The organism is Enterobacter sp. A103 (assembly GCF_034427535.1).
GTDB classification, from domain to species: domain Bacteria; phylum Pseudomonadota; class Gammaproteobacteria; order Enterobacterales; family Enterobacteriaceae; genus Enterobacter; species Enterobacter asburiae_B.
Genome location: NZ_JAXQPQ010000015.1, coordinates 1 through 24,340 on the forward strand (window position 1 = coordinate 1; position 24,340 = coordinate 24,340).

A 24,340-nucleotide genomic window follows, 5' to 3' on the forward strand; every position below is an offset into this window, starting at 1 on the left:
GTGTTATGCCCTTACTGTGGTTGCCTGAGCGCTTACTACGAAATCGACAAACTATCTGCTTTAAGAGAAAAAAACGGTAAAGGGCATCTGTCTGATTGGGATAACGTACTGAGAAACTATACAAAAAAGGCGTTTTGCCTCATGTGCCATAATACTATTGAACTTTCAACGTGCCCCGGTAAAGAATAATAGAGCAGGTTATTGTGAAAATTTAATACCCTTCATATCTTTGATAATTATGTCGCGACACTCGGAGCTGGCGAAGGCGTTCATATACGCCCTGAACCAGTGGCCGGCACTGACGTACTATGCGGAGGATGGCTGGACCGAAGCGGATAACAACATCGCTGAAAATGCCCTGCGGATGGTCAGTCTGGGTCGTAAAAACTGGTTGTTCTTCGGCTCAGACCACGGTGGTGAGCGTGGAGCGTTACTGTACAGTCTGATCGGGACGTGCAAACTGAACGGAGTGGATCCAGAAAGCTACCTATTGTCGCTCCCTGACGGGCAGTGTGTTTCCCCCGGGAAATATATTCCCGGAGCCTACACAGCGTTCAACTTTCAGGCCATGCGTCCTTATGTGTAAATGTGTAAATGTGTAAATGTGTAAATGTGTAAATGTGTAAAATTATAAACATTGCGCATATGGCAGCTCAACATTAATATGATGGCGTGGCGTATTTATATATATCTGTTTGCAATTAATTTTCTGAACAAATCATTGAAGGTTATAATGGTATCTTTTAAGGTTTTCTTTATCTGCTGGTGCATAATGATTATGTTGATTTGTATACTTTCTCACTTTCTTAGAGGGATCTTTCCATGACGTTATAATCATGTTAAAGCGCTGCCTGGATTTCAACGTAAAAGGGCTAACAGACCGCAACGCTTTCTGATTCAGGTCAAAACCCCTGCCACATCAGAAGCGTTGTGACAAAAAAACTTGCTTGGGATCCATTGAAAAATTTAATTATCAGGGCAGGTTACACATAGTAAGAATACCCCGAGAAACACTGATAACACCATCTTTTTCAAGTTCTGATAAAACTTTATGAATCAGGCTTCTGGAGATATGCGTTCTCTCCAAAAGGAAAGTGTATACAGATGTACTCTCTCTTTGTGTGTTTTCAAAACCCCATATATATTTAAGATATTGAATAATTGATTCCTTAGCTGTCGGTCGTGTCAGGTTATTGTCTCTGACATAATAGATATATAAATATCGACTTATGATATCAAAGGCGTCAGACCATAATGAGCCTTTATCAATTATATCGCGTAAGTAATCAGTGTTTATGACATGAAGCTCACAGTCCGTGACGCATCTTAGGTGGTTCAGGATCTTATGGTCTTTGAGTTTTTCCAGACAAATTATTTCAGGGGCGAAAATATTAAAAATAAGAACCTCACCATCGAAGGAGTAAGCGCCTATGTTGCCTTTTGCCAAATAAAAAACGTGATTCTTATTATGTACATCAATTCTTTGTTTACTTTTATGCATCACTAAATGAGATTTATCGGATTTTGCAATAGCTTCTCCCAGTCGATGGATAGGTTCAATATTTGCAGGTTTCATTTTAATGTCTCGAAATAGTAAGAAGTCATGACAAACAGTATAGCATGTTTACACTCTAGGTTCGTATCAGCCTGCCGGATGCCATCCGGGGTCCAGCGAACAGTATCCAGTTGCTGACAGCATCCGTGACGGCAAAGCATGGTCTGGTCGGAATTATATGGACTGCCCCTGAGTTCGAAGCAGCAGGGGGGCGAATAACTCCGAACGGCAGTCAGGCACTACAGGTTAGCTTACCTGATTATCATCCCGGTGCAGTCAATCAGTACATAATCCATGCACGGGCTAAAGATTTAAACGGGAATTACTCGGAGGATGTGCAAACTCAGCTGATAGTTGAGAAAGCTGAAGTTAGCGTGGCCAAAAGTGCTGTATCGTTTAGCAAGGGCGTTCTACCTGCAGATGGATCGTCCACCACACAGATCCGGATGATACTTCGTGATGTCCAGGGAAACCAGCTATCTGGCCTCTCTCAGGCAGTTGTTCTGCATTCTGTCTTTACTCCTTTATCAACAGCGATGAATACTGCCACGTCAACAGGTGATCGGCTATGGTACCTGCTGACTACGCCTATTTTGTTTTTTTGCTGGAAAAATTTGTCGAATCCTGCGCAGATGTGGCCGCAGATACCGGGGAGGATAATAACGATCCTCAACCCATCCGTGAGCCTACGGTTGATTATCCGGAACTCAGCTACCGAGATATTACCGGCGACTGGAAGGTGCTCCAGCCACGAATTATTTACCGCATTCGTGAACTACCTGTCCTGCATAGTGAAGCCAGTAAGGCAATTGATTACGTCAAAAAAGCCGACTTCCCCGGAGACTACAGAGAATACTTCCGTGAACGACGGTATCAATATGCCCGATTGGGTCTCAGGACAATCATTCAGGTAAGACGTCTTCGGAAAATTGCTGGATTTCCGGAGACGCGTCTTGCTGCAACCTTCTGGTCAGCGCAGCCTGTACTCTGGGAAGTATGGCGAATCGAACGACGGCGCAGGGCTAAAGAAGCGGCTGAACACCGGAAGTTATACTGTACGGAACCTTACGAGGATAGCATGGGATGATGAGCAATCTTATTACATATTCGTCGCCAGTTGATCCAGCTACCCAACTGCCGGTGGCCATCGACTATCCGGCGGCACTGGCCCTGCGTCAGATGGCCCAGGTTCAGGATGAACTTCCGAAATACCTGCTGGCACCGGAAGTGAGTGCCCTGCTCCACTACGTCCCCGATTTGCACCGCAAGATGCTGCTGGCAACACTCTGGAACACGGGCGCGCGCATTAATGAGGCACTGGCGCTGACTCGTGGGGATTTTTCGCTGGCACCGCCCTACCCGTTCGTGCAGCTGGCCACCCTTAAGCAGCGTACGGAGAAAGCGGCCAGAACGGCGGGGCGATCGCCCGCCGGCAGCCAGGCGCACCGGCTGGTACCGCTTTCCGATCAACAGTACGTCAGCCAGCTGGAGACGATGGTGGCCACCCTGAAGATCCCGCTGGAGCGCCGCAACAGGCGAACCGGCAAGACAGAGAAGGCGCGCATCTGGGAGATCACTGATCGGACGGTCCGCACCTGGCTGGGCGAAGCCGTGGAAGCGGCAGCCGCCGACGGTGTGACATTCTCAGTTCCGGTTACCCCGCACACGTTCCGCCACTCCTACGCCATGCACATGCTGTACGCGGGAATTCCGCTGAAGGTGCTGCAGAGCCTGATGGGGCACAAATCGGTCAGCTCGACAGAAGTGTATACGAAGGTGTTTGCGCTCGATGTGGCTGCCCGTCATCGGGTTCAGTTTTTGATGCCGGGTACCGAGGCGGTGGCAATGTTGAAAGGGCATCTTTAAACTTTACAGGCTGACGCGCCGGAGGCTTGTCCAACGCGGGAGCTGTGCAGAAACAAGTTCTGAACAACTCCCGTGTTCGGAATGAGCTGCAGTGAGGGAGATAATATCTTCAGCCTGATAGCAAAGAGAATTTCACGAAAGAATACTCAGTGGCGGATCTGCGCCAGGTCATCTTCGTTCAGACCGGTCATTTTCATAACGGTACTGCGGTCAATGCCGTTCTGCAGCATGGTCCGGGCAATTTTAAGGGTGGCTTCCCGCTCGCCTTTTTCAATTCCACGTTGTTCACCGAGCTGAATCCCCTTCTCGATACCTTTCTGTTCAAGCTGTTGTGCGATGGTCATAAGTGCGTCTCCGTGTTGCGGCACACGCTGTGCCAGTTCGCGTACAAAGGCTTCGGCGTCGGCTGTTTCGCCTGCCTGTACTATATAGTGTACCAGCGATATCACCTGTGATGAAGACAGATATCCGGTCAGTAATATGGGGGCCAGTCGGTCCACCAGTTCCGCCAGGTCCCGCTGATGAATATGTTTCTGAAGCAGAGTCAGAGCGGCCATACTGCGATGACCAGCGATTTCATCATCCGGGATCACGGTAACGTCAACCAGCGGAAATGCACTGCCGTAGAGCTCTCCCGCCAGCGCCGGATCGTCAAACTCATCGAGCCACCTGGTTGAGTAAGGATACGGGCTGCGTTTACCTGTATAGAACAGCACAGGTATCACCAGTGGCAGTTTTTTATGCCCAGCCTCCAGGTGGCGTTGCATGGCCGCCACGGCATAACGGATCAGACGGAAAGCCATATGTTTGTCAGGTGACGACTGATGCTCAATGAGCACGTGAATATAGCCATCACTGCCTGTGGTTTTCAGGCTATAAAGTACGTCACTGAAGTACTGCCGCAGATCATCTTCAACGAATGAGCCCGACTCCAGTTTAAGCGTACTGAGATCGCAGATTGCCTGTAACTCTGCTGGTAGATGAAGCTCCATAAAGTCACGGGCAATGCCCGGCTGTGTCAGAAACTGCCTGAACGTCGCATCGTGGGGCGTCGGGGTAGTATTTCTCTTTTTCATCAGTCCATGCTCTGAAAAATGACCGGGATATAATACCACAGGCAAAAAACGCTCACATTGGTGTGGAAGACAATTGCTATTTATCCTGTATGTTTTGCCACATGAACATTGTTCATGCCTTTCTTTTTTATCATTACTTCTCTGGGGCTCATTCGCTTTCCAGCTATGCATGTCCTGACGACATTTAGGTGGTCATAAATTTAGTAGTACCAGATATATGGTCACAGTAATGCAGGGATCCAAGGTCTGGCTAAGTATCGTTGAGGCATACCCGAATGTGACAGGCTGACGCGCCCGTAGGGCTTATCCAACCCTTCGCCTCAGATGCAAGCTCTGAACAGACTCACGGTTTTCGTTTCTGGTCAAATTCTAATTAGGCGTTTAAAGAGAAGGTTTTGTATATCCTGCCTGTGGGATAGTATTGCGTGTGCTGTTATTACATTATCCTCCACTGAGTACAATACTCTGTAGCCGTCAGGGGTGTTGCACTCACGATATTTAGCACAACCTATCTTGAGTAACTCCGGGCAGACCTGACACCCAAGTGGAAAATCACTGACTCGTTTTTCGAAGTGCTCAATGATGCCGCTGATCACTTCCTTTGGTTCTGACTCGATATGACGTAAGTGGCTCGCAATATCATCAATGCAGGTTTTGACAGTTCTGGTGTACTGAATAACAATCGCCATTACAGACCCGCCAGTAGTTGTTCTTTACTGAAAATATTGCCGTCTGCCTTATCTTGCTCTGAAAGCGTCAGCAACTTCAGTAGTGCAATCGCGTTCTGTCGCTCCTGTTGCGCATCGTATGACTCAATAACATATGCCGGAACCCCATTTTGAGTAACAAGAATTGGTTCTTCCAGATCGAGTGACGCTGCGTTTTTTTTCACATAGCTAATGGTTTCAATTTTCATAACAACCTCACATAACAAAGAGGTTTAAATATAGTCTATATTTGGTCTTGTCGCAACAGTCTCTGGACAGAATGACCTGAATGTCCTAGCTGTGTAGTGATTACTTGTTACCACCATACCCTCCACCCCCTCGCCTGCTCAGAAACGATGTCTAACTGCGCGGTTTGATGTGAATGATGGTTGGCTACGTACAATAATTTAATGACAATACAAAATATGTTGTACATTTTTTGTGTGTATGTACAATGTGATTGAACTTTATAGGCAATATATGGGCAGGGAATCTATCTCAGGGGAAACTATGAAACGAGATTACGGTAGTGTCGGTACCATAGCGCTCAGAGCAAGTGCTCTACTTCAGGCAATGAGTCGGGATATTGAGGAACAAAGAAAAGAATTCAATCTGACAGAATATCATCAAACATATACTCGTAATGCGGTCGCAAAATTGCCTAAGCTGAGCCGACGCATCGTAGAGCTGGCCGTTAAAGAAATGGAAGAAAGCGGCTATGAATTTAATAAAAAGCAGGTTGGCAACGTCGAGCAATATGCACTAACAATTCAGAACGTTATTGATATATATGCTCACCGACAGATACCTAAGTACCGTGATATTCATAAAGCACCTTACGTAATTTTTGTCGTCAACCTAAAAGGTGGGGTATCAAAAACAGTCAGTACAGTAACGCTGGCACATGCATTACGTGTACATCAGGATTTGCTTCGCCATGATCTTCGTATTTTGGTTATAGACCTCGACCCGCAGGCATCCAGCACCATGTTTCTGGATCACACCCACAGCATCGGCACAGTCCTTGAAACCGCCGCTCAGGCAATGCTGAATGATCTGGATGCTGAAACGTTGCGAGAAGCGGTTATACGGCCGACTATTATTCCAGGTGTTGATGTTATACCTGCTTCTATTGATGATGGTTTCGTGGCGAGCCAGTGGGAGTCTCTGGTAGCAGAACATTTACCTGGTCTTAAACCTTCTGAAGTTCTCAGAAAAACAATCATTGACCGTATCGCTGGTGATTATGATTTTGTCTTTATTGATACTGGCCCTCATCTTGATCCATTCCTTCTGAATGGCTTAGCTGCGAGTGATTTGCTTTTGACCCCTACCCCTCCGGCACAGGTTGATTTCCATTCAACCCTTAAGTATCTGACTCGTTTGCCAGAAATGCTTGAGCGTCTTGAAGAAGAAGGTGTAGAGCCACGCCTGAGTGCAAGTATTGGATTTATGTCAAAAATGACCAGTAAGCGCGATCACGAAACGTCCCATAGTCTGGCTCGTGAGGTGTATGCGAGTAACATCCTAGACTCATCGCTCCCGAGGTTGGACGGATTCGAACGATGTGGTGAGTCTTTTGACACCATCATTAGTGCTAACCCTGTTTCGTACCCGGGAAGTGCAGAGGCATTGAAAAAGGCACGTACTGAAGCTGAACGGTTTACTAAGGCCGTATTTGACCGAATTGAATATATCAGGGGAGCGTCAAAATGAAACAGGTTATAGCTCGTGGTCGGGTTCTGGGAAATAGTAATTCAGAGTTCGCTAGAATGCTCGAAGGCGACGGTGATGTTAAAACATTTACCCTTAAATCAGGCGTGCAGGCTAGGTTTGTCAAAACAGTTGTGTTAAGCGGAGAAGTTGAATCAAAAACGTTCGTTGATGCTTCGGTTAATGGACGTGATCAGACAATGCTTACGCGCGAGTCCGTCAGTGATATTTCCCGGACGATAAAGCTGCAGCAGTTCTTTCCGGCTATTGGTCGGGAGGTTAATGGACTAATTGAGATATTAGATGGAACCCGACGTCGTGCTGCCTGCATCTTTAATAACGTTAAATTCGAAATTCTGGTAACAAAAGATGATATCTCACTCGCCGATGCACGGCAGTTGGCGAAAGATATCCAGACTGCCAGAGAACATAGTCTTCGCGAGCTGGGGAAGCGACTCGAAGTTACCTACGGAACCAGCATGACGAAAGAAGATATTGCGTTGAAAGAAAATCTCTCTCCGGCGAAAGTGACACGTGCGTTTCAGGCCGCAGCAGTGCCAGACGAAATGGTTGCAGTGTTCCCGGTGATAAATGATATTTCGTTGTCGGATTATCAGTTTTTACTGAAACTGGCCGAAGAAGCAAACAACAAGCAAACATCGGTAACAGAGCTGATGGAAAAAGTTCAGCATCGGTTGAAGACCATGCCAGATTATCCGGCAATTGATAAAAGCAAAATTCTTGCGGTTATCCGGTCGGAGAGCAAATTGCTGACAGCCCTCCCAACTAGAACGGTTCAAACAGAGAAGCTGAGAGAATTTTCAGATCGTAATCAGTTTGCCAGAAAGAAAACTGATCCAAAGAAGCGACTTGTTGTTTATGAGTTTTCCCGTATTTCCGCTGAGGCACAGTCGGAGATTGATAAGGCAATAAAACGTATTCTGGAAAGACTTCCAGAATCAGGTGAGTAAGGGATAAGGATGCCGAAGAGCATCCTTTTTTGTATGTTTTTCACCACGCCAATTTCATGGTTATTTATTTGATTATAAAGGAAAATTGAAAATTCGTTCACACTGAAATCACCACGCTTTTCAACCTCTTCGTGACTCATAATTTCGCTATTGGCAGTTCAGACCAGCGAGTTGTATAGGCAGGCGAAAGCATCTCCCGTTTTATATGCCATTCAGACGCTACCCCTTCCAGCAAACCACACTTTTCCCAGACATGAATATCCATGTATCTCATCTGTTCCAACTTATGTAATTTACTTTCTCCATTTACACTGCGTTGCCATGCACTCGCTTTCAGGAAATCAGTATAATAGCCCCTAAATCATCTTCTCGGAGTGAATGGACGTGGCTATTGCAGGTTGCGATTTACCAACTTTTGCCACCCGGCTCAATGAAGTGCTTACTCTCAGTGTGCCAGTGCGTACACCTGAAAAGCTTTTTGGGCGGGATAAGCAGTTGGAGACGATACAACTGGCGCTTCATTCACCGGGCCGACATGTGTTCATTTATGGCGATCGCGGAGTAGGTAAAACCTCCCTCGCCCACACAGCCGCTTCGCTTATCCAGTCTTCGGATAACCGTCCTATTACCGTCAGTTGTGACCATGACTCGACCCTGGAAACAGTCATCGAATCGGTTATTAGCCAAGGAATGATGCGCATGCCGGTAGACCGGTACAAAACGTCTGCAACTTTTGGTCTCAATATTCCTGTTTTAAAAGCCGAAGCCCGTGTTGAAGAGCGTGAAACTTCTCGCGTTCGTTCAGTCGTTAATATGGCCAGTGCTGTTGAAGCCCTGAACTATCTGACGGAACGCTATTCGGATAACACGGTTATTGTTATTGATGAATTTGACCTGATCCGTAGCGAGGAGCAGCGTGCCCGCTTTGGTGTTTTGCTCAAGCAGTTAAGCGATGGGGATGTACCCGTTCGTATCATCTTCACCGGGATTGGGCAGTCGGTATCTGATTTGATTGGCGGACATCTGTCCAGTCAGAGACAGATTGAGCAGGTTGATCTTGAACGTCTGCACTGGACAGGTCGTCAGCGTATCGTTGAAAGTGCATTTAGATATTTTGATATTAATATCCCTGATGATATCGCAGACCGTATATGCGCGTTGAGTGATGGATTTCCCTACTATGTCCATCTCATGTGCAGCAAGCTCCTTCATGAGTGTTACATGGCAGATGAAGTCGTTAGCACAGTTACACGTGATCTATTTCTAGCTTCGCTCGATGCAGCTGTATTGTCTGCTGAGGAAACGCTCAGATCATGTTATGAGGCAGCTACCTGCCGAGATGAGCATATGCATCACATTCTTTGGGCGATGGCTGAAGGTGCAGACCTCAACAGAATGAAAGACCACATCATTACCTCCTATATCCAGGTGATGAAGTACCTCGACATTGAACCTCTGACGCAGAAAAACTTCGACAGTCGTTTTGCTCGGCTTCGTAAAGAGAATCACGGATCTATTCTGTGCCATGCGCTTGTCGGGAAGGATGGTGTCCGGCCAGGATGGTTTCGGTTCAGGGAAAACATGATCAGAGGCTTTGTCAGAATGCAGGCAGAGAAGTGCGGAATAGTTCTGGATTTTGATCGGCAGTATAGCGCCCATACAGCAAGTACCAGAACAGCTGCAGTTAGAGGGGTATACAATCCCCTCAGCACGGTGGAACGCAGCGTAGCTCGCCTCAGACGTGATGATGAAAAGGAAGCTGAAGAAAACGAATAACGTATCTGTAAATGAATGGAATACCCGCGAATTATATATGCAATACTCGGGTATTCAGCGTTTGCATCATGTCGAGTTACCCGTACAGCGGAGTCTTGCTCTTCTCCTGTCTCTTGATCAGGCAATTACTCAATTTTCGAGGCTAACATCTTAATGCTGTTTTAGTGTCGGGGGATGCTGCTAACATCTTCTTCAGGCTGTGGGGCACGACCAGGCGCATTGAACGTGATAGTGATGATCTTTCTGGCCAGCCCCTCCTCTGAAAGGGCATCATCCACACTGACATCACGAATCAGTGGACTTTCCTCTTCTATATGTCGGGCAATATCCCGCAGCCACTCTGCCAGCATTTCTCTGTCCATCTTTCTCCGCTCCGGTTGTGTACATTCAGCATCAACATACCACACCAGAAAAAGTGAAGTCTGCGTAGTGTGGTTAAAAGATGACCGTTTTGTCAGGCGCGCTGTCATCCGTGCTGGTAGCGACCTGCGCGGAATACCCTCATTTTATACAAATGTAGCAATAGTGCTGCTAACCACTTGAATTTAAGGTTTTCTACTGTGCTACAACCATGCTTTGGGGCAGTGATGGGGCAAAGCGTGAAAGGGCCTGGTTGAGCAGGGAAACCTGTTCGGCACTCTTCTCTGACATCCACTTTCCATACACCTTGTAAACCATCTGTGCATCGGTATGTCCCATTTGAGTTGCTATAAAGTTTGGGTTTGCCCCAGCTGATAATGACCAGCACGCATAAGTATGTCGCGACTGGTAGGCGTTGCGGTACCGTATTCCGGCGCGCTTTATTATCGGGGCCCAAATTTTATTAATCGAATTAACCGCGTAGTGATATCCTCTACGAGGACCATGCTTGACGCATTGAGGACTGAAAACGAAAGTGCAGGGGTGTATGACTGACTGGCCATATTCCCGCAATTTCACTTCAATCTCATACTGCCGGCCAAGGCGCGCCAGCTGGGCCTGATTCCTCAGGGCATCAATAGCTGGTTCAATGAGATAAATCACCCTGTCAGTGCCTGCGTCGGTTTTTGGCAGGGTGAACTCATTCGTCTGGGTAAGGTTGCGTTTCACTGTGATGGTTCCGGCATGCAGATCGATATCCTCCCACGCCAGACCGCACAACTCCCCATGCCTCATTCCAGTATAGACTGCCAGCGACCAGAGATTTCTCATCTGCTGGTGGCCGCAAGCCTGGATAAACCGGATAAACTCTTCTGTCGTGAGTGGATCTGGTTCACCTTTCGCTTTTTTGAGGCGGTTAATTCCGCTAAACGGGTTTTCCTTCGCGTAACCGTTATCTGCTCCGAACTGGAAGATCTCGGCCATCAGCATCATGTAATTATTCACGGTGGAAGACTTCCTGCCTTTAACCTGTGTCCGGTGATCCTTCTTCATTACATGAAAACCCGTCAGCAACTCCTTTCTCACGTACAGCAAATCCTCAGTGGTCACCGCAGAAACCATTTTGTTTTCGCCGATGCGCGGAAGCATGTTTTTTATGATGGATTCGTACCGACTCATAGTGTTTGAGCTGATTTCCATTCTCTTCAGCTCAGACCACTTTTCGGTAAGCTCCAGCACAGTAATTTCCTTTCTATCCTGACCGAACCGGGCAAGGTTCGGTGAGTTTGGGAATTTTTCCGCATAGTTAAAATTCCCTATCCTTATCGCAAAACAAACTGAAGAACGAAGCTCGCCGGCTATCTTGCGATTTTTGGCAGTATCAGGGACACCGAGGTTTTCCCTGACTCGCTTGCCTTTATATACAAACCAGATGCGGAGTGAACCGCCGTGGTTTTCGACGCCTGTCGGGTATGATGCATTAGCCATTAATCCCTCCTGACGTCCAGGAGCGCTGACGAGTGTACTGCTTTTCATGCTGTCTTCGCACCTGGTTGATTTTTTTTCTGAGCCTCGATCCACTGATCAACGGCTTTCCTGTCGTACATACATTCGCTCGAAGGCTTGGGATTACCATCTGGTGAGATGTGCAGGTACTCGCGTCCCAGCATCCAGGATTCTTTTCTGGCGCGGGTGATGGTTCCGGGCTTGAGTCCGGTAACCGCAATCAGAACCTTTTCGCTAACCCAGTCATTCGGCACCAGAAGAACGATTTCAGCACTGGTTTGCATGGATCTCCTCCATTTTCTCTTTAGCCAGACGCACGCAACGCGCAAAAGAGGAGGGCGTTACAATTTCGCGCAGAGCCTGAACCAGGAAGTCGTTGTGCTGCTGGTGTATCGCCAGGCTGAACAAAAATAATCAGGATTTACATGATCTGCTGGTGGATTATTATGTGATGGGCATGACGTTTATGGCGCTGGCCCGTAAGCATAAGTGTTCAGATACGCATATAGGTAAGAAACTTCAAAAGGCAGAAGGTGTAATTGAGGGCATGCTTATGGTGCTTGACGTTACGCTGGAGATGGACCGCTACGTTAATCGCGTGCCTGCATCAACCAAAATAACCGGAGTGAAACATGTACTGGTTTGAGATGATATCTGGATTGATGGGGGTGGTGATTTCCGCCGCGCTTATCTGGATAGTGATCGACAGATTCAAATACTGAGGTTTGCCCCCTGACGATACCGGGGCTGTGGTCGCCACGCACCAGTAAAGTCTGGCGTCGATTTACGCAGCCCGGATATCAAAGTGATGCTAAGCTGCAGTAGAATGCAGACGCAGCCCCAGTGCCTTGATGACTTTTAGAATAGTGCCAAACTCAGGATTTCCGTTACCTGATAATGCCCTGTACAGACTTTCGCGCGACACTCCTGCATCTCTGGCGACCTGCGTCATTCCGCGTGCTCTGGCTATTGTGCCGAGTGCTTTCGCTATAAATGCCGCATCATCACCGGCTTCCTCAATGCAGGCATCGAGATATGCCGCCATATCTTCTTCGGTTTTGAGATATTCTGCGCTATCCCATTCTGAAAATTTTTCTGTCATTTTTTTTCCTCCTTCCAGTCCTGTGCGATGCGCCTGGCCTGTCTGATATCTTTTTTCTGGGTACTTTTGTCTCCGCCGCACAAGAGCACTACGATTTGATCGCCCTGGTGCATGAAATAGACCCGATAGCCGGGACCATAATGGATTCTGGCTTCACTAAGCCCTTCCCCCACAGGTTCTACATCGCCGAAATTGCCCTCTGACATCCGGTCAATGCGCATCATGATCCGCGCTCTGGCGCGGGCATCTCTCAGAAACTCAAGCCACAGAGAAAATGTTTCGCTTCGGATGATTCTGTTCATGCATTGAGTGTAGCTCATGAGCTACGGGGTGGCAAGTAATAGCGAAGTTGATTTGCGATAAATGTACGAAAAATTCCACCAAGCAAAAATGGTGCTACAAAATGTATTTTTGACATTTTAATATTCCTTTAGGGTTATATTAATTCTGGTGCGGAAAATACCGTATATAAAATAATGAGATAAAAATTGATTGGTATCACAATGCTACGATGTTGTTGGTTTTCATTTATGTCCGTTATTGGTCATTTATTTTTTGTAGAGGTAGTGCTGGTTGTGCATTAATGTGTAAAAGTGAGTGTTTTATATTGTTGCCTGTGATTGTACAACGTGCACAATATGCGCCGTGCTTGCGTCAGAGCATTTTTGTAATCTGTTTTTTTGTCACAGGCAACGGCCCTTTAGCTCAGTTGGTTAGAGCGTGCGACTCATAATCGCCCGGTCGCTGGTTCAAGTCCAGCAAGGGCCACCAAACCGCCATTAACTCAATTGGCAGAGTATACGACCTTGATGTTGTAGGAACGGGGTTCGAGGCCTCGATGGCGGACCAAGCGCTGTTAGCTCAGCAGGATAGAGCAATTGCCTTCTAAGCAATCGGTCACTGGTTCGACTCCAGTACAGCGTGCCATGCGGGCATCGTATAATGGCTATTACCTCAGCCTTCCAAGCTGATGATGCGGGTTCGATTCCCGCTGCCCGCTCCAGTTATAGCTTTTCGGTCTGCGATGATGGGTTGCCCGGAGTGACTGAAAAGCACCCCCGTTTTGAATGGGCGCTGCTTTTCGCAAAATTGCTGTGTGAAAATACTGACCTTTGAGTTCAGCGCTCATCCAAAAGCATCTCGTCAAAATCCAATTAACCTCGGGTGGTTTGTTGGATGAGGTGCCTCAAATTCAAATAACCTCGCTTTGGCGAGGTTATTCTTTTCTAAGGCTGCCATCTGGTGGCCTTTTTAATTTCCCCTCGTTCTGAGAGGACTTACAGCAAAAGAGGGGGCTAAATGTCCGCAGAACCAATAACTGCAACGGTAACGGCTGGCGTGGCCGCTGGAACCACTGGAATCACTTTTGCCACGTTATTTCCTGAGGCCACTCCTGCGGTTATGGTCTGCTCCCTCGCAGGGGCGGCGCTGTATATCCTCAGTTCTGAGGACCACAAAATCTGGAAGCAGATTCTTTTTGCGCTCATTTCGTTTATCGGTGGCATTTACTGTGCCGGTACTGCTTCAGAAATTATTGCCGCCCTTATCAACGCCGGACTGAATCAGCTTAGCCCGCCGGTCACTATCAACGTATCACCCGCGATTGGCGCACTGGCGGCCTCAACGGTTTCCGTGACAATTCTGCTGCGCATTCTTGCCCGCTCAAAAACAGGCAATCTGCCCGGCGTGAAGGGGGAAGAATGACGTGGCTGCTGCTGAACTTTCCATGGCTGTTGCTTCACCTTAATGCACTGGCCTGCATCATGATTTCGTTCCGCCTGATGTTTTTCCGCAAGCGCAGTATGCGGCGGCGCCGGGTAATGGAGTTTCTGGCCTACGGGCTGATTCTGGCTCCTGCGTACACGGCTTTCCGCATCTGGCACGGAGATTATGTGCAGGTCGATTACGGTGAAATCCTCATCAACGTTGTTGTCTGCGTGGCTGTCTGGCGTGCGGGCGGCAATATCGCTCGTATTACGGGAGAGAGCACAACGTGACGAAAGACGAAATTTTTGACGCCATTCTTGGTAAGGAGGGCGGGTACGTTAATCACCCTGACGATAAAGGCGGCCCAACAAACTGGGGGATCACGCAAGCGGTAGCTCGCGCCCACGGTTATAACGGTGATATGCGCAACCTTACCCGCCAGCAGGCGCTGGATATCCTGACTGCTGACTACTGGACAGGGCCACGCTTCGATCTTGTTTCCGAGGTATCACCAGCCATTGCCGCCGAACTGTGCGATACCGGCGTAAACATGGGCCCATCGGTTCAGACCAAATGGTTCCAGCGCTGGCTGAACGTGTTCAACATTCAGGGCACGCTCTATCCCGATCTGATTGCAGATGGTTTTATCGGTCCGCGAACTATCAGCGCGTTAAAAAGCTATCTTTCCCGGCGCGGAAAAGAGGGTGAGCTGGTTATGCTTCGGGCCCTGAATTGTAGCCAGGGTCAGCGTTATCTTGAGCTGGCAGAACAGCGCAGCGCGAACGAGACGTTTGTTTATGGCTGGGTAAAGGAGCGGGTGGTTATATGACGCTTGAGATGATTATCGGACTCGTTGTCGCGGTGTTTGCTGCTATTGCCGCCGCGTTTGGCCTGGGTCATACACGCGGCACCAGCAAAGCGGAAGCGAAAGCAGACCAGAAGCGCACCGAAGAAAAGGCCGCAGCCACTGAAGCAGTAGCCGAACGCCGGGTAGAAGCAACGAAAGAGGCCAGCAATGTACAGCAGACTGTTAACCGCATGCCTGATGACGATGTTGATCGCGAGCTGCGTGACACGTGGAAGCGTGGCTAATACATAAGGGGTGAACATGAGGAAAACAATCGACTTAACCGGCGTTAAGTTCGGCAAGCTGACTGTACAGTCCTACGCCAATAAGGATAAATCGGGCGTTTCAATGTGGTTGTGCAGTTGTGAGTGTGGAACAGAAAAAATAATCAGGTCTAACGCCCTGCGCTCTGGCAGGACACAATCTTGCGGTTGCATGTCAGGTGTAAAACACGGGCATCGCAGACCGTCAGAAACTTCTCCCACTTATATCAGTTGGCTGTCAATGCAGCGGCGTTGCAATTATCCCGGCGATGCGTATTACGGAGATTATGGTGGTCGCGGAATTTCAGTTTGTGAGCGTTGGGGCAAATTTGAATCTTTCCTGAAAGACATGGGCGAGCGTCCAGCAGGTCACACGCTTGATCGAATTGATGTAGATAAGGCGTACTCACCAGAAAATTGCCGATGGGCGACACCCAAAGACCAGGCAAGAAACCGACGTAGTAACCATATGCTCGATACACCAGCCGGTCGAATGTGCATTACCAAAGCGGCAGAAACCTATGGCATAAAAGTAAAGACAATCGCGCACAGATTGAGCAGGGGATGGAGTGTTGAAAAGGCGCTGCTAGCTCAACCATGGCAGGGCAACAATGAATAAATATTTCATTTTTATCTCTATGCTTTCCGTTTCAGCATTGATTGCTGGCTGTGTCGGTGGCACTCCAAAACCCAACTATGTATTCGTCCACGATTCGTGTGACTGAGTCAGGCCACTTTACCTGACTGAACACGACATCGACGTTATGGACCGTCAGACGAAGAAAGACATCCTGGCGCATAACAAAGCGTGGCAGGCGAACTGCCAGAAACAGGAGTGAAGCATGCTGCTGTGTTCACATTCAATCGCGGGAATATTTCCATACCCACCCAAAAGAGAGACACAGATGAAAGTTCAGGACTTAAGTCGTGCCTATAGCATCTGGGAAAACATTCGAGAACTGCAAAAACAGCGCGATCTAATCGCTGGCGGAGGTGGATTCGGTGTGACTATCCAGTCAGCATATCAGGATGCTGCCTTTGAAGAGGCAATCCGCCCTCATGCGGTAGCAGAGCTTGAACGTCGTATTGAGGAACAGAAAAAAGTCATCATCGACCTCGGTGTTTCTTTTTCTGACGGCTAGCCATTACAAAGCTCACCTGCTGGTGGGCTTGATAATGGTTGGAATAAATACCGAAAAATCCAGGCATTTCCAACCGTATGGCATGACTTTTATCAATTTCACTGCTATTAATATATAGGATATTTATACATCTGAATGGACAGAACTTCCTGATGAAAGTTATCTGTAAAATATGTTATTAAGGTGTATATGAAAAAGTTAATTATTCTTGTTTCTACAGCGTTATTTCTAGCTGGATGTTCAAGCCCGACATCTCGAATGGCGGATTGCGAAGCACAGGGTGTTAGTCGAGATACGTGCTATCTGTCTGAACAAAACCGACAGTCTGGGATCAATGCTGCTGCAGAAAAGCAGGCGTTGGAAAACGCTCAGGCACAGTATCCTCAGAAAGCTCAGTCCGGCAAGAAGGACTCCAGCTTCATTAAACATTATGACGGGATAGCGATTAAACGCGACAAATTCGGTATTGTTACCGTGGACGGTAAGCCAGCTGCTCAGGATGAAGTAACAGCCACTGCTACTACCTATTCTCAGGGCTTAAACAAAATTATTATTTACAAGTCAGGGAAGGTCGCAGTGATGAAAGATGGTCAATTTCAAGGCTACGCAAAGTAAAATTCTCCCATGATTTTAAGCCGCCTTCATTCCGGGCGGTTTTTTATTGACGTCACCATGGATAGAGCCATCATAAACTATCGAAACAGTGACGTAGCCGTTCCTGTCAACAACGGGTAAAAAGTGATCCACTAACCGTCACCATCAACGGTTTAATATTGATCCACCTTGTTTACTCCGGATTAGCTTCCGCTATAGCCCCGGCCTTTCGTTTCTGCTTCAGTCGATAGCTCTCTCCTTTTATCTAACATCATGCGATAGCTGAGTGAAAAGTATGGCAAATGCAAAGCGCATGGCCTGAAGTTCTTCAGCCAGCTCACCCAGGCTTGCTGCCTTGATATCATTATCAATTTGGATATTAATTTCTTTCATTATTTATTCCTGCTCCAGAGTTTATCAGCCATCCCTCCGGGTTGATTGCGCCAGTGTCCCATCACTGGCAGGCTAAAACCCTGCTTTAACCCGGGTTAAACTGAAGCAACACCCTGACATACGGACAATAATCGCGATCGCGGGGCTTTTTAATGCGCATCGCACGCGCACTTCGAAGATAGTCTTTCATCAGCGAGCCCGGGCAAGCTCTTAACTTTCGGTGGTTTTGCCGTGCGACAGGCTCTCCCTTGGACACACAGCCGCGCGGACGTTCTGAGCCGCGACCTGCGCAATGGCTTTCTGTGGGCTCTCTTATCAATCCAGACGGAGAATACAACGATGGCAAAGAACTATTACGAAGACGGTCACACGATGGACTGGCATAACAGCACGGGCAAGGATGTGGTATCCGGCCAGCCGGTGACTGTGGGGGCGATTACGGGTGTGGCCCAGCATGATATACCCAACGGCACTCACGGCGTGCTGATGATGACCGGGGTGTTTGTGCTGCCTAAGGTGGCCGCTGAGACCTGGCAGCGCGGCGCCCGTCTCTGGCTCACTAAGGATGGCCATCTGACAAAGGAGCCGAAAGACGGTACAGATGAAAACCCTCTGGCAGGCACCGCATGGATCACAACCAACCCCGGGGAGACGGAAGGGCGCGTCAGGCTGGGATACTGATTCATCAGTGAAGCATGAAAATGATAGTCATTATCATCTATGGGTCCTCCCGGTGGGGTGGCCCTGCCACGGGTAGGCAGCGCCGCGGAAAAAAACAGATTTTTGCATTTTCATGTGCTCCACCACAGGTTTGTTAACATATTGATATTTATTAATAAATTGAGTTTTCACCTGTACATTTTGAATTTATAGATGTACAGGTGTCATTGTCTTAATGCATTGATTATAAATAAAAAAAAACAAAATGAGCTGTACATCTGAGCTGTGCATGGAGTGAGGTATGTCTAATGTCAGCGATATTGGTGGTGTTTATCACTGGAGTATATCCAAGCTTGCTGAAGCGTTCGGCATCGATCGCAGGACAGTCAAGAGCCGGCTGGCAGAGGCGCGAGTTCCGGTGGTGGGAAATGTCCGCGGAAGCCCTGTTTTTGAACTAAAGGAGGCTGCACCCGCATTATTTCGCCCCACTTCTTCACTGGATCCTGATGACCTTCATAACCCAAACACAATGCCCCCGAAAGAGCGTAAAGACTGGTATGACTCTGAGAAAGGGCGTGTCTGGCTGGAGAAAGAGCTGCGTCAGCTTATTCCTGAGCATGAAGTGACCAGTGTTTATGCTGCTGCCATCAAGGCCGTCGTTCAGCAGCTTGAAACGCTTCCTGACAGGCTTGAGCGCGACGCCGGAATGATGCCGAAAGACCTCGCGATGGTGCAGAACACTATTGATGATTTGCGAGAGGCATTGTTCGCCCAGACCTATCAGGCCAGTGCGTCAGCAATATTTAATCGAGATGAAGAAGAAATCCGCGGCGACAAAACGGTTTCTGGAGAGTATCGATCCGACGCTGAGGGCATTTAACCGTCTTGATGAGAATGTGTCCGAACTGCACCGTCGCTTTGAGGCCGGGCTTATACCTGAGGCGCAGTTTAAAGGCACACTGGCGCTGCTGGAGCAGGAGCGTACTGAACTCTATGCGCTGTCGGAGGCCGCAGAAAAGGCCGGTCATAAAATGGCGTCCGGATTTTCCACCCATGAGCTTGCGGCGAAGAAAGCGGGTATTTCGGTCGGGCAGTACACCATGGCACTGCGTACCCTGCCCATGCAGATGACGGACATTGTGACCCAGCTTGCCGGCGGGCAGAACCCCTTGCTAATTCTCATTCAGCAGGGCGGGCAGGTACGGGATTCATTTGGGGGTATTCGTCCGGCGCTGGGTGCAGTTGCCGGAATGCTGAATCCGGTGACACTGGGGATTGGTGCGCTGGCGGCGGCGGGCGGGGTACTGGCTTATAACCTCTGGAAAGACCACGAGGCTACGGCAGCATTCAGTCAGGGGCTCGCCAAATCAGGGAATTATGCCGGTGAATCCCGGCAGTCTCTGGCTGCACTGTCTCAGGAACTGGCGGGATTTAACTGGGTCAGCCGTGATGTCGCGAATACTGCGGTAGCAACGGCGGCGGGATTTCGTCTGACTGAGTCGCAGCTACGCTCTGTTGCGGATGCGGCGATAGCCACCTCACACAGCACGGGTGACGCGGTGGATAAGCTGGTCGAGAAATTTGCCGGCATGGCAGATTCCCCTGTAAAGGCGCTGAAAACCCTGGGAGACAGTTACAGCTTTCTGACGCCTGAGATAGTGAATCAGGTGTTTGAACTGGACAGGCAAGGACACCAGGCAGCGGCACTTAAAGTGATTACGGATGAACTGGCCAAATCCCAGCGTCAGATGGGACAGGATGCACCTGTCTGGTCGGCACAGGTTAGCTCCGGGTATGAAGCTATTGCGGGTGCGGCCGGTGATGCCGCGCGTGCACAGCGTGCAGCTCAGACGAAGGCGCTCTCGGACACAGCAGCTTCTCAGGCCGGGATGGACGATTATCTCAATGCTGCGATCAAGCGCGAGGCGGCACATACCGCGGAGGAGCGTCGGCAGTTTCTTGATGAGGAAAAGCAGTTTGAGGATCATGCGGCAACGCGGAAACGCTATATCGATGATGCTGCAAGATTGCTGAAGTATCACGTCATTAACCAGGCAGAGTATGCAAAACGTGTCAGTGACATTAATGACAAATACAAGGATCCTAAAACCCCCGCTTACCATGATGATGAAGCCACAAAACGTCTGGCCACGCTGAAAGAACAGGCGGAGGTGCTCAGGGAGCAAAGCGAAACGCTGAAAGGCACCCTCAGTCTCGATGACCGGCTGACTGAGTCAGATAAAAAACTGGCAGCGTTTCGTGCAGAGATTGCTGGTCTGACGGGGAAAAAACTGACGGCAGAGCAGCGATCTCTTCTTCTGCATCAGGGGGAGATTGATACCCAGCTTCGCCTTAATGCGGCACAGGAAAAAGAAAACCTGATTATCCAGGCTGCCAGTAAACTGATGGCGGAACAGCGGGGTCTCCGCCTGAGTACCGATAAACTTAAAACACAGACTGACACAGATGTTGCCGGGGTGACGCTCAGCCAGAAAGAGCGGGAGCACCAGGAAAAAATTCAGTCCATCAGGGACAGTTTTGCGGCAAAACAGATGCAACTGGAGGATGACAAAGCGCAGTACACGAAAGACCAGTACCGCGAGCAGACTGAGTTCCTTCGTCAGCAGATGCAGGAGCAGATCGATACCGTCAATAAAGGCGAACAGGCAAAAGCGGCGGCACAACAGGACTTCCTGGGGGGCGCTATGGCAGGTATGCAGGACTGGGCGAATAACCAGATGGATCTGGCCGATCGCGCCAGGCAGGCCACGGCGGGGCTGTTCGACAACATGTCCCAGTCGGTCATTAACTTTGCGCTGACCGGGAAGCTGAATTTCCGCAGCTTCACTGCTGAAATACTGAAAGATATCGCCCGGATCGCCATGCAGGCGGCGATATCTAAAGCAGTATCGGCAATTCTGGGTTCGTTTGGCGGTGGTGGAGAAGGGAGTACGCCCTCTGGTGCTTATGATGCTGCGGCCGCTAATGTCAGTTTTAACGCCCTCGGTGGTGTTTTCCGGTCTGCTTCGCTTGGTGCCTTCAGCGGCCAGGTGGTGGCCCGCCCGACGCTTTTCGCTTTTGCGCACGGCGCCGGGCTGATGGGCGAGGCCGGGCCGGAGGGGATATTCCCGCTTCGCCGTGGTGCGGACGGTAAGCTCGGCGTGGTGGCGCAGATGGCGGGTGCCGGCGCGCCGGTATTTGCGCCGCAGTACCACATTGCCATTCAGAACGACGGACAGAACGGGCAGATTGGGCCGCAGGCGCTGCAGGCTGTTTATGATGTTGGTCAGCGGGCAGCGGCGGACTACATTCGCAACCAGCAGCGCAGCGGCGGTTCGCTGGGAGGGGGTAGAGTGTGACAGATGAAGTGTTTCACTGGAAAGTAAGGCCTGATATGCGGGTCGAGTCAGAGCCGCGCGTGAGGGTGGTGAAGTTTGGTGATGGCCATGAGCAGCGTCAGCCTGACGGGCTGAATACGGACCTGAAAAAATATACCGTCACGCTGTCGGTACCGCGGCAGCAGGCGGCGCTCCTGGAGACCTTTTTATCCCGTCACGGCGGGGTGAAATCCTTTCTCTGGACGCCGCCCTACGGTTACCGGCAAATCCGGGTTATGTGCCGGAAGTGGAGCGCCGGGGTGAAGGCCCTGCGCTGCGAGTACAGTGCCACCTTTGAGCAGGTGATGATGTAGGAGCTGTTATGCAGGACATGCCACAACTGATGCTAAGAGAAACCACTGAGGCGGCGCAGTCCGCCCGGCTGGAATTCTGGGAGCTGGATTTAACCCCGAAAGGCGGGCAGGTTTACCGCTTCCATAACGGGGTGAACGAGAAAGGGGAAGGCGTGATCTGGCAGGGGCACGTCTATGAACCCTATCTGGTGCAGGGGGAAAACTTTACCTTCAGCGGCAAGGGGCCTGCCGGTCGGCCGGAGCTGAAAGTGTCAAACCTGTTTGGCCTGGTCACCGGGATGGCAGCCGATTATGCAGGACTGAACGGTGTCCGGCTGACCCGCCGGCAGGTGTATGCCCGTTTTCTGGATGCGGTGAATTTTACTGCCGGCAATTCGCAGGCTGACCCGACACAGGAAATCGTGACCCGCTGGGTGGTGGAGCAACTGAGCAGCCTGACGGCGCTGTCAGCGACACTTACCCTGTCGCAGCCGGTGGAATCAGACGGACTCCAGACTCCGGGGCGGGTGATGCTGGCGGATGTCTGTACCTGGGTTTACCGCAGCGCGGAGTGCGGTTACAGCGGCCCGCCGGTGGCGGATGAATTCGATAAACCGACAACCGAACCGGCGAAAGACAAATGCAGCCACTGCCGGCGCGGCTGCGAGCTGCGCAATAACGTGGACAGTATCGGGTGCTTTTTCTCGATAGCGAAACTGGGGCGGTAAAAAAACGGGTGCCCGGGGTCATGAACCCGACAAGCCAGAAACGCGGGGATTTCTCCCCGCGCCGGCTCTTACTTAACGGATTTACAGGCCATTGAAGCGGCAACCTCCCTGTCTCCGTCCCGTATCCGCAGTTCGTAAAGCGTCTGGCGGGTGAGAAGGGTGAATACGAGGATCGTCACGCAGACGATCAGCAGACACCATATCAGGGGGTTGTGCTTCATAGCCTTTTTCTCCTTGCCGTGAGGCGAGTAAGAGGCTAACATCTGAATTGTCTAAGTTCATGCGCTGGCCTCGGTTGATAGAAATATCAGTCGGGGCCTTCGTCTTTTCAGTACCTTATTGTTCATGCCCGAAACTGAAAAGCCTCAGGCACCCGTCCGCCTTTTTACGCGCTTTCCCTTTTCTTCGCAACACGAACCGGTGTTGCCATCCTTCAAAATATTACCATTTCTGGACATCCCATGACTCCGGCAGAACAGCACATTCTGGCGCACGCGGCTGCGTGCTCGCCACAGGAGGCTTGTGGTCTTGTGATTACCACGCCGGCAGGTGAACAGTATTTTCCCTGTGAAAACCGCCATCCCGACCCGACGCAGTTTTTTGAGATTTTACCCGACGACTGGCTGCGGGCCGCTGCGGCAGGCGATATCACTGCCGTGGTGCACAGCCATCCTGAGGGACCGTCGACGCTGAGCGTGGCGGACCGGCAGGCGCAGCGCCGGACGGAGCTGCCCTGGTGGCTGGTCTGCGACGGGAGAATAACCGTCTGGCGCAATATTCCCCCGCTGACGGGGCGCACCTTTGAGCACGGCGTCACCGACTGCTACACCCTGTTCCGGGACGCCTATGCGCTGGCCGGTATTCAGCTCCCGGACTTTGTCCGCGAGGATGACTGGTGGCGGCACGGGCAGAACCTGTATCTGGACAATCTGCCGTCCATTGGTCTTTACCGGGTCATGACCCCGCAGCCGGGCGACATTATTCTCTGCTGCTACGGTGGCTCCGTCGCCAACCATGCCGCGGTTTACTGCGGTGACCAGCATATTCTTCATCATCTTCCCCATCAGCTCAGCAAACGCGAGGTGTATAACCACTCATGGCAACGCATGACTCACTCATTCTGGCGCCACAGAGAATGGCAACCATTGTCTTTCACGGCGATCTGCAGCGATTTGGCCGCCGCTTCCGCCTGCAGGTAGCCACCGCGCGGGAGGCCCTGCATGCCCTGGTCATGCAGCTGCCCGGTCTGCGGGCGCATATCTCCCCCGGCTGGTACCAGCTGCGCATTGCCGGCAGCGATACCGGGGAGCATGAGCTGCATCAGCGGCTGAACGACCCGCTGCCGCAGGGTGCCGTTATCCATCTGGTACCGCGGGTGGCGGGGGCGGCAAAGGGCGGACTGATGCAGGTGGTCCTGGGGGCTGCGATGGTTGCCGCGTCGTTCATTCCCGGAGTGGGTGTTGCGGTTGCCGCCGGACTGATGTCGGCCGGTATTGGCATGGCCGTCGGCGGCGTTGTGAATATGCTGACGCCGGTACCAAAGACACCCGCTGCCCGCAACACCGATAAAGGCAGGCAGAACACCTACTTCTCCGGGCTGGATAACGCTGTGGCGCAGGGTAATCCGGTACCCGTGGTGTATGGCGAAATGGTGGTGGGCTCCAGGGTGGTTTCCCAGGAAATAACGGTGTGGGACGAATAAGG

30 protein-coding genes, 4 tRNA genes and 5 pseudogenes are annotated in these 24,340 nt (G+C 50.3%); 26 read left to right on the forward strand and 13 right to left on the reverse strand.

Features of this window, described 5'->3' with window-relative positions; translation table 11 throughout:
* Both SPH27_RS21725 and SPH27_RS21730 read left to right on the forward strand, forming a co-directional pair.
* On the forward strand, positions 1-189 hold a 189-nt coding region (locus SPH27_RS21725), incomplete at its 5' end, for a hypothetical protein (RefSeq protein ID WP_322435831.1).
* Between the two features lie 49 nt (positions 190-238).
* Positions 239-490 (forward strand): annotated as a pseudogene (locus tag SPH27_RS21730) (IS66 family transposase); the annotation flags it as partial.
* Between the two features lie 483 nt (positions 491-973).
* On the opposite strand, the gene SPH27_RS21735 reads toward SPH27_RS21730, so the two are convergent.
* Positions 974-1,576 (reverse strand): helix-turn-helix domain-containing protein, encoded by a 603-nt coding sequence (locus SPH27_RS21735; protein ID WP_322435832.1) that lies wholly within the window; start codon positions 1,574-1,576, stop codon positions 974-976.
* A gap of 547 nt (positions 1,577-2,123) precedes the next feature.
* Between SPH27_RS21735 and SPH27_RS21740 the strand changes: the two genes are divergently transcribed.
* Together SPH27_RS21740 and SPH27_RS21745 are read left to right on the forward strand one after the other, a co-directional pair.
* Positions 2,124-2,642 (forward strand): hypothetical protein, encoded by a 519-nt coding sequence (locus SPH27_RS21740; protein WP_322435833.1) that lies wholly within the window; start codon positions 2,124-2,126, stop codon positions 2,640-2,642.
* Positions 2,642-3,421, forward strand: coding sequence for a site-specific integrase (locus tag SPH27_RS21745; protein ID WP_322435866.1), 780 nt, complete (start codon positions 2,642-2,644; stop codon positions 3,419-3,421). The genes SPH27_RS21740 and SPH27_RS21745 overlap by 1 nt, the downstream gene beginning before the upstream one ends.
* Positions 3,422-3,567: 146 nt before the next feature.
* Here the strand turns inward: SPH27_RS21745 and SPH27_RS21750 are convergent, their stop codons facing one another.
* The 3 genes from SPH27_RS21750 to SPH27_RS21760 all read right to left on the reverse strand — a co-directional run bounded on the left by SPH27_RS21750 (position 3,568) and on the right by SPH27_RS21760 (position 5,413).
* Positions 3,568-4,497, reverse strand: coding sequence for an Rpn family recombination-promoting nuclease/putative transposase (locus SPH27_RS21750; RefSeq protein ID WP_322435834.1), 930 nt, complete (start codon positions 4,495-4,497; stop codon positions 3,568-3,570).
* Between the two features lie 362 nt (positions 4,498-4,859).
* Positions 4,860-5,186: a type II toxin-antitoxin system RelE/ParE family toxin gene (locus SPH27_RS21755; protein ID WP_002215068.1), complete on the reverse strand. Its 327-nt coding sequence runs from the start codon at positions 5,184-5,186 to the stop codon at positions 4,860-4,862.
* Complete coding sequence (locus SPH27_RS21760; protein WP_002211753.1) at positions 5,186-5,413, reverse strand: type II toxin-antitoxin system Phd/YefM family antitoxin; 228 nt, start codon at positions 5,411-5,413, stop codon at positions 5,186-5,188. Before SPH27_RS21760 ends, SPH27_RS21755 begins: the two co-directional genes overlap by 1 nt.
* A gap of 301 nt (positions 5,414-5,714) precedes the next feature.
* On the opposite strand from SPH27_RS21760, the gene SPH27_RS21765 reads away from it, so the two are divergent.
* Together SPH27_RS21765 and SPH27_RS21770 are read left to right on the forward strand one after the other, a co-directional pair.
* Positions 5,715-6,920 (forward strand): AAA family ATPase, encoded by a 1,206-nt coding sequence (locus tag SPH27_RS21765; protein ID WP_002211752.1) that lies wholly within the window; start codon positions 5,715-5,717, stop codon positions 6,918-6,920.
* The gene (locus SPH27_RS21770) at positions 6,917-7,888 is read left to right on the forward strand and encodes a ParB family protein (protein ID WP_002215070.1); all 972 of its coding nucleotides are present in this window, start codon (positions 6,917-6,919) and stop codon (positions 7,886-7,888) included. The genes SPH27_RS21765 and SPH27_RS21770 overlap by 4 nt, the downstream gene beginning before the upstream one ends.
* Positions 7,889-8,024: 136 nt before the next feature.
* Here the strand turns inward: SPH27_RS21770 and SPH27_RS21775 are convergent.
* Positions 8,025-8,145, reverse strand: a pseudogene (locus SPH27_RS21775) (DUF4113 domain-containing protein); the annotation flags it as partial.
* Between the two features lie 121 nt (positions 8,146-8,266).
* On the opposite strand from SPH27_RS21775, the gene SPH27_RS21780 reads away from it, so the two are divergent.
* Positions 8,267-9,664, forward strand: coding sequence for an ATP-binding protein (locus SPH27_RS21780; RefSeq protein WP_322435835.1), 1,398 nt, complete (start codon positions 8,267-8,269; stop codon positions 9,662-9,664).
* A gap of 161 nt (positions 9,665-9,825) precedes the next feature.
* Here the strand turns inward: SPH27_RS21780 and SPH27_RS21785 are convergent, their stop codons facing one another.
* The 3 genes from SPH27_RS21785 to SPH27_RS21795 form a co-directional block, all read right to left on the reverse strand.
* Positions 9,826-10,026 carry a hypothetical protein gene (locus SPH27_RS21785; RefSeq protein ID WP_002211750.1) on the reverse strand — a complete coding sequence of 67 codons (201 nt, stop codon included), beginning with the start codon at positions 10,024-10,026 and terminating at the stop codon, positions 9,826-9,828.
* A gap of 193 nt (positions 10,027-10,219) precedes the next feature.
* The gene (locus SPH27_RS21790) at positions 10,220-11,512 is read right to left on the reverse strand and encodes a site-specific integrase (protein WP_322435836.1); all 1,293 of its coding nucleotides are present in this window, start codon (positions 11,510-11,512) and stop codon (positions 10,220-10,222) included.
* 44 nt (positions 11,513-11,556) lie between these two features.
* Positions 11,557-11,814, reverse strand: a complete 258-nt coding sequence (locus tag SPH27_RS21795; protein WP_322435837.1) for an excisionase family protein — start codon at positions 11,812-11,814, stop codon at positions 11,557-11,559.
* A 98-nt stretch (positions 11,815-11,912) separates the two neighbouring features.
* Between SPH27_RS21795 and SPH27_RS21800 the strand changes: the two are divergent.
* Positions 11,913-12,176 (forward strand): annotated as a pseudogene (locus SPH27_RS21800) (antiterminator Q family protein); the annotation flags it as partial.
* Between the two features lie 165 nt (positions 12,177-12,341).
* On the opposite strand, the gene SPH27_RS21805 reads toward SPH27_RS21800, so the two are convergent.
* On the reverse strand, positions 12,342-12,632 hold the full coding sequence (locus tag SPH27_RS21805) for an addiction module antidote protein (protein ID WP_322435838.1): 291 nt from the start codon (positions 12,630-12,632) through the stop codon (positions 12,342-12,344).
* Positions 12,629-12,934 carry a type II toxin-antitoxin system RelE/ParE family toxin gene (locus SPH27_RS21810; RefSeq protein ID WP_322435839.1) on the reverse strand — a complete coding sequence of 102 codons (306 nt, stop codon included), beginning with the start codon at positions 12,932-12,934 and terminating at the stop codon, positions 12,629-12,631. Before SPH27_RS21810 ends, SPH27_RS21805 begins: the two co-directional genes overlap by 4 nt.
* Before the next feature lie 392 nt (positions 12,935-13,326).
* Here SPH27_RS21810 and SPH27_RS21815 point away from each other — a divergent pair.
* The 11 genes from SPH27_RS21815 to SPH27_RS21865 all read left to right on the forward strand — a co-directional run bounded on the left by SPH27_RS21815 (position 13,327) and on the right by SPH27_RS21865 (position 17,206).
* Positions 13,327-13,403, forward strand: a tRNA-Ile gene (locus SPH27_RS21815).
* 2 nt (positions 13,404-13,405) lie between these two features.
* Positions 13,406-13,481: transfer RNA gene (locus tag SPH27_RS21820), tRNA-Gln, on the forward strand.
* 1 nt (position 13,482) lies between these two features.
* Positions 13,483-13,559: transfer RNA gene (locus tag SPH27_RS21825), tRNA-Arg, on the forward strand.
* Between the two features lies 1 nt (position 13,560).
* Positions 13,561-13,635, forward strand: a tRNA-Gly gene (locus tag SPH27_RS21830).
* 296 nt (positions 13,636-13,931) lie between these two features.
* The gene (locus SPH27_RS21835) at positions 13,932-14,336 is read left to right on the forward strand and encodes a putative holin (RefSeq protein ID WP_088475323.1); all 405 of its coding nucleotides are present in this window, start codon (positions 13,932-13,934) and stop codon (positions 14,334-14,336) included.
* The gene (locus tag SPH27_RS21840) at positions 14,333-14,629 is read left to right on the forward strand and encodes a phage holin family protein (protein ID WP_047625964.1); all 297 of its coding nucleotides are present in this window, start codon (positions 14,333-14,335) and stop codon (positions 14,627-14,629) included. Before SPH27_RS21835 ends, SPH27_RS21840 begins: the two co-directional genes overlap by 4 nt.
* The gene (locus tag SPH27_RS21845) at positions 14,626-15,168 is read left to right on the forward strand and encodes a glycoside hydrolase family 108 protein (protein ID WP_023150208.1); all 543 of its coding nucleotides are present in this window, start codon (positions 14,626-14,628) and stop codon (positions 15,166-15,168) included. The genes SPH27_RS21840 and SPH27_RS21845 overlap by 4 nt, the downstream gene beginning before the upstream one ends.
* Positions 15,165-15,431 (forward strand): hypothetical protein, encoded by a 267-nt coding sequence (locus SPH27_RS21850; protein ID WP_322435840.1) that lies wholly within the window; start codon positions 15,165-15,167, stop codon positions 15,429-15,431. Before SPH27_RS21845 ends, SPH27_RS21850 begins: the two co-directional genes overlap by 4 nt.
* A 16-nt stretch (positions 15,432-15,447) precedes the next feature.
* On the forward strand, positions 15,448-16,068 hold the full coding sequence (locus SPH27_RS21855; protein WP_322435841.1) for a hypothetical protein: 621 nt from the start codon (positions 15,448-15,450) through the stop codon (positions 16,066-16,068).
* 286 nt (positions 16,069-16,354) lie between these two features.
* Positions 16,355-16,591: a hypothetical protein gene (locus SPH27_RS21860; protein ID WP_322435842.1), complete on the forward strand. Its 237-nt coding sequence runs from the start codon at positions 16,355-16,357 to the stop codon at positions 16,589-16,591.
* 189 nt (positions 16,592-16,780) lie between these two features.
* Positions 16,781-17,206, forward strand: coding sequence for a hypothetical protein (locus SPH27_RS21865; RefSeq protein ID WP_322435843.1), 426 nt, complete (start codon positions 16,781-16,783; stop codon positions 17,204-17,206).
* 240 nt (positions 17,207-17,446) lie between these two features.
* On the opposite strand, the gene SPH27_RS21870 is transcribed toward SPH27_RS21865, so the two are convergent.
* On the reverse strand, positions 17,447-17,578 hold the full coding sequence (locus SPH27_RS21870; protein WP_322435844.1) for a hypothetical protein: 132 nt from the start codon (positions 17,576-17,578) through the stop codon (positions 17,447-17,449).
* A gap of 339 nt (positions 17,579-17,917) precedes the next feature.
* On the opposite strand from SPH27_RS21870, the gene SPH27_RS21875 reads away from it, so the two are divergent.
* From SPH27_RS21875 to SPH27_RS21895, 5 genes are all read left to right on the forward strand, one after another.
* Positions 17,918-18,259, forward strand: a complete 342-nt coding sequence (locus SPH27_RS21875) for a DUF2190 family protein (protein ID WP_322435845.1) — start codon at positions 17,918-17,920, stop codon at positions 18,257-18,259.
* A gap of 280 nt (positions 18,260-18,539) precedes the next feature.
* Positions 18,540-19,118 carry a DUF1441 family protein gene (locus SPH27_RS21880; protein WP_322435846.1) on the forward strand — a complete coding sequence of 193 codons (579 nt, stop codon included), beginning with the start codon at positions 18,540-18,542 and terminating at the stop codon, positions 19,116-19,118.
* Positions 19,051-21,597, forward strand: a complete 2,547-nt coding sequence (locus SPH27_RS21885) for a phage tail tape measure protein (protein WP_322435847.1) — start codon at positions 19,051-19,053, stop codon at positions 21,595-21,597. The genes SPH27_RS21880 and SPH27_RS21885 overlap by 68 nt, the downstream gene beginning before the upstream one ends.
* Positions 21,594-21,929 carry a phage tail protein gene (locus SPH27_RS21890; RefSeq protein ID WP_322435848.1) on the forward strand — a complete coding sequence of 112 codons (336 nt, stop codon included), beginning with the start codon at positions 21,594-21,596 and terminating at the stop codon, positions 21,927-21,929. Before SPH27_RS21885 ends, SPH27_RS21890 begins: the two co-directional genes overlap by 4 nt.
* Positions 21,930-21,937: 8 nt before the next feature.
* Positions 21,938-22,636, forward strand: coding sequence for a phage minor tail protein L (locus tag SPH27_RS21895; RefSeq protein WP_322435849.1), 699 nt, complete (start codon positions 21,938-21,940; stop codon positions 22,634-22,636).
* 68 nt (positions 22,637-22,704) lie between these two features.
* Here the strand turns inward: SPH27_RS21895 and SPH27_RS21900 are convergent.
* A pseudogene (locus SPH27_RS21900) lies at positions 22,705-22,845 on the reverse strand (type I toxin-antitoxin system Hok family toxin); the annotation flags it as partial.
* Positions 22,781-22,918, reverse strand: a pseudogene (locus SPH27_RS21905) (hypothetical protein); the annotation flags it as partial. The pseudogenes SPH27_RS21900 and SPH27_RS21905, both read right to left, overlap by 65 nt.
* A gap of 179 nt (positions 22,919-23,097) precedes the next feature.
* Between SPH27_RS21905 and SPH27_RS21910 the strand changes: the two are divergent.
* Together SPH27_RS21910 and SPH27_RS21915 are read left to right on the forward strand one after the other, a co-directional pair.
* Positions 23,098-23,835 carry a C40 family peptidase gene (locus SPH27_RS21910; protein WP_322435850.1) on the forward strand — a complete coding sequence of 246 codons (738 nt, stop codon included), beginning with the start codon at positions 23,098-23,100 and terminating at the stop codon, positions 23,833-23,835.
* Positions 23,733-24,338 carry a tail assembly protein gene (locus tag SPH27_RS21915; RefSeq protein ID WP_416208288.1) on the forward strand — a complete coding sequence of 202 codons (606 nt, stop codon included), beginning with the start codon at positions 23,733-23,735 and terminating at the stop codon, positions 24,336-24,338. The genes SPH27_RS21910 and SPH27_RS21915 overlap by 103 nt, the downstream gene beginning before the upstream one ends.
* Positions 24,339-24,340: the final 2 nt, after the last annotated feature.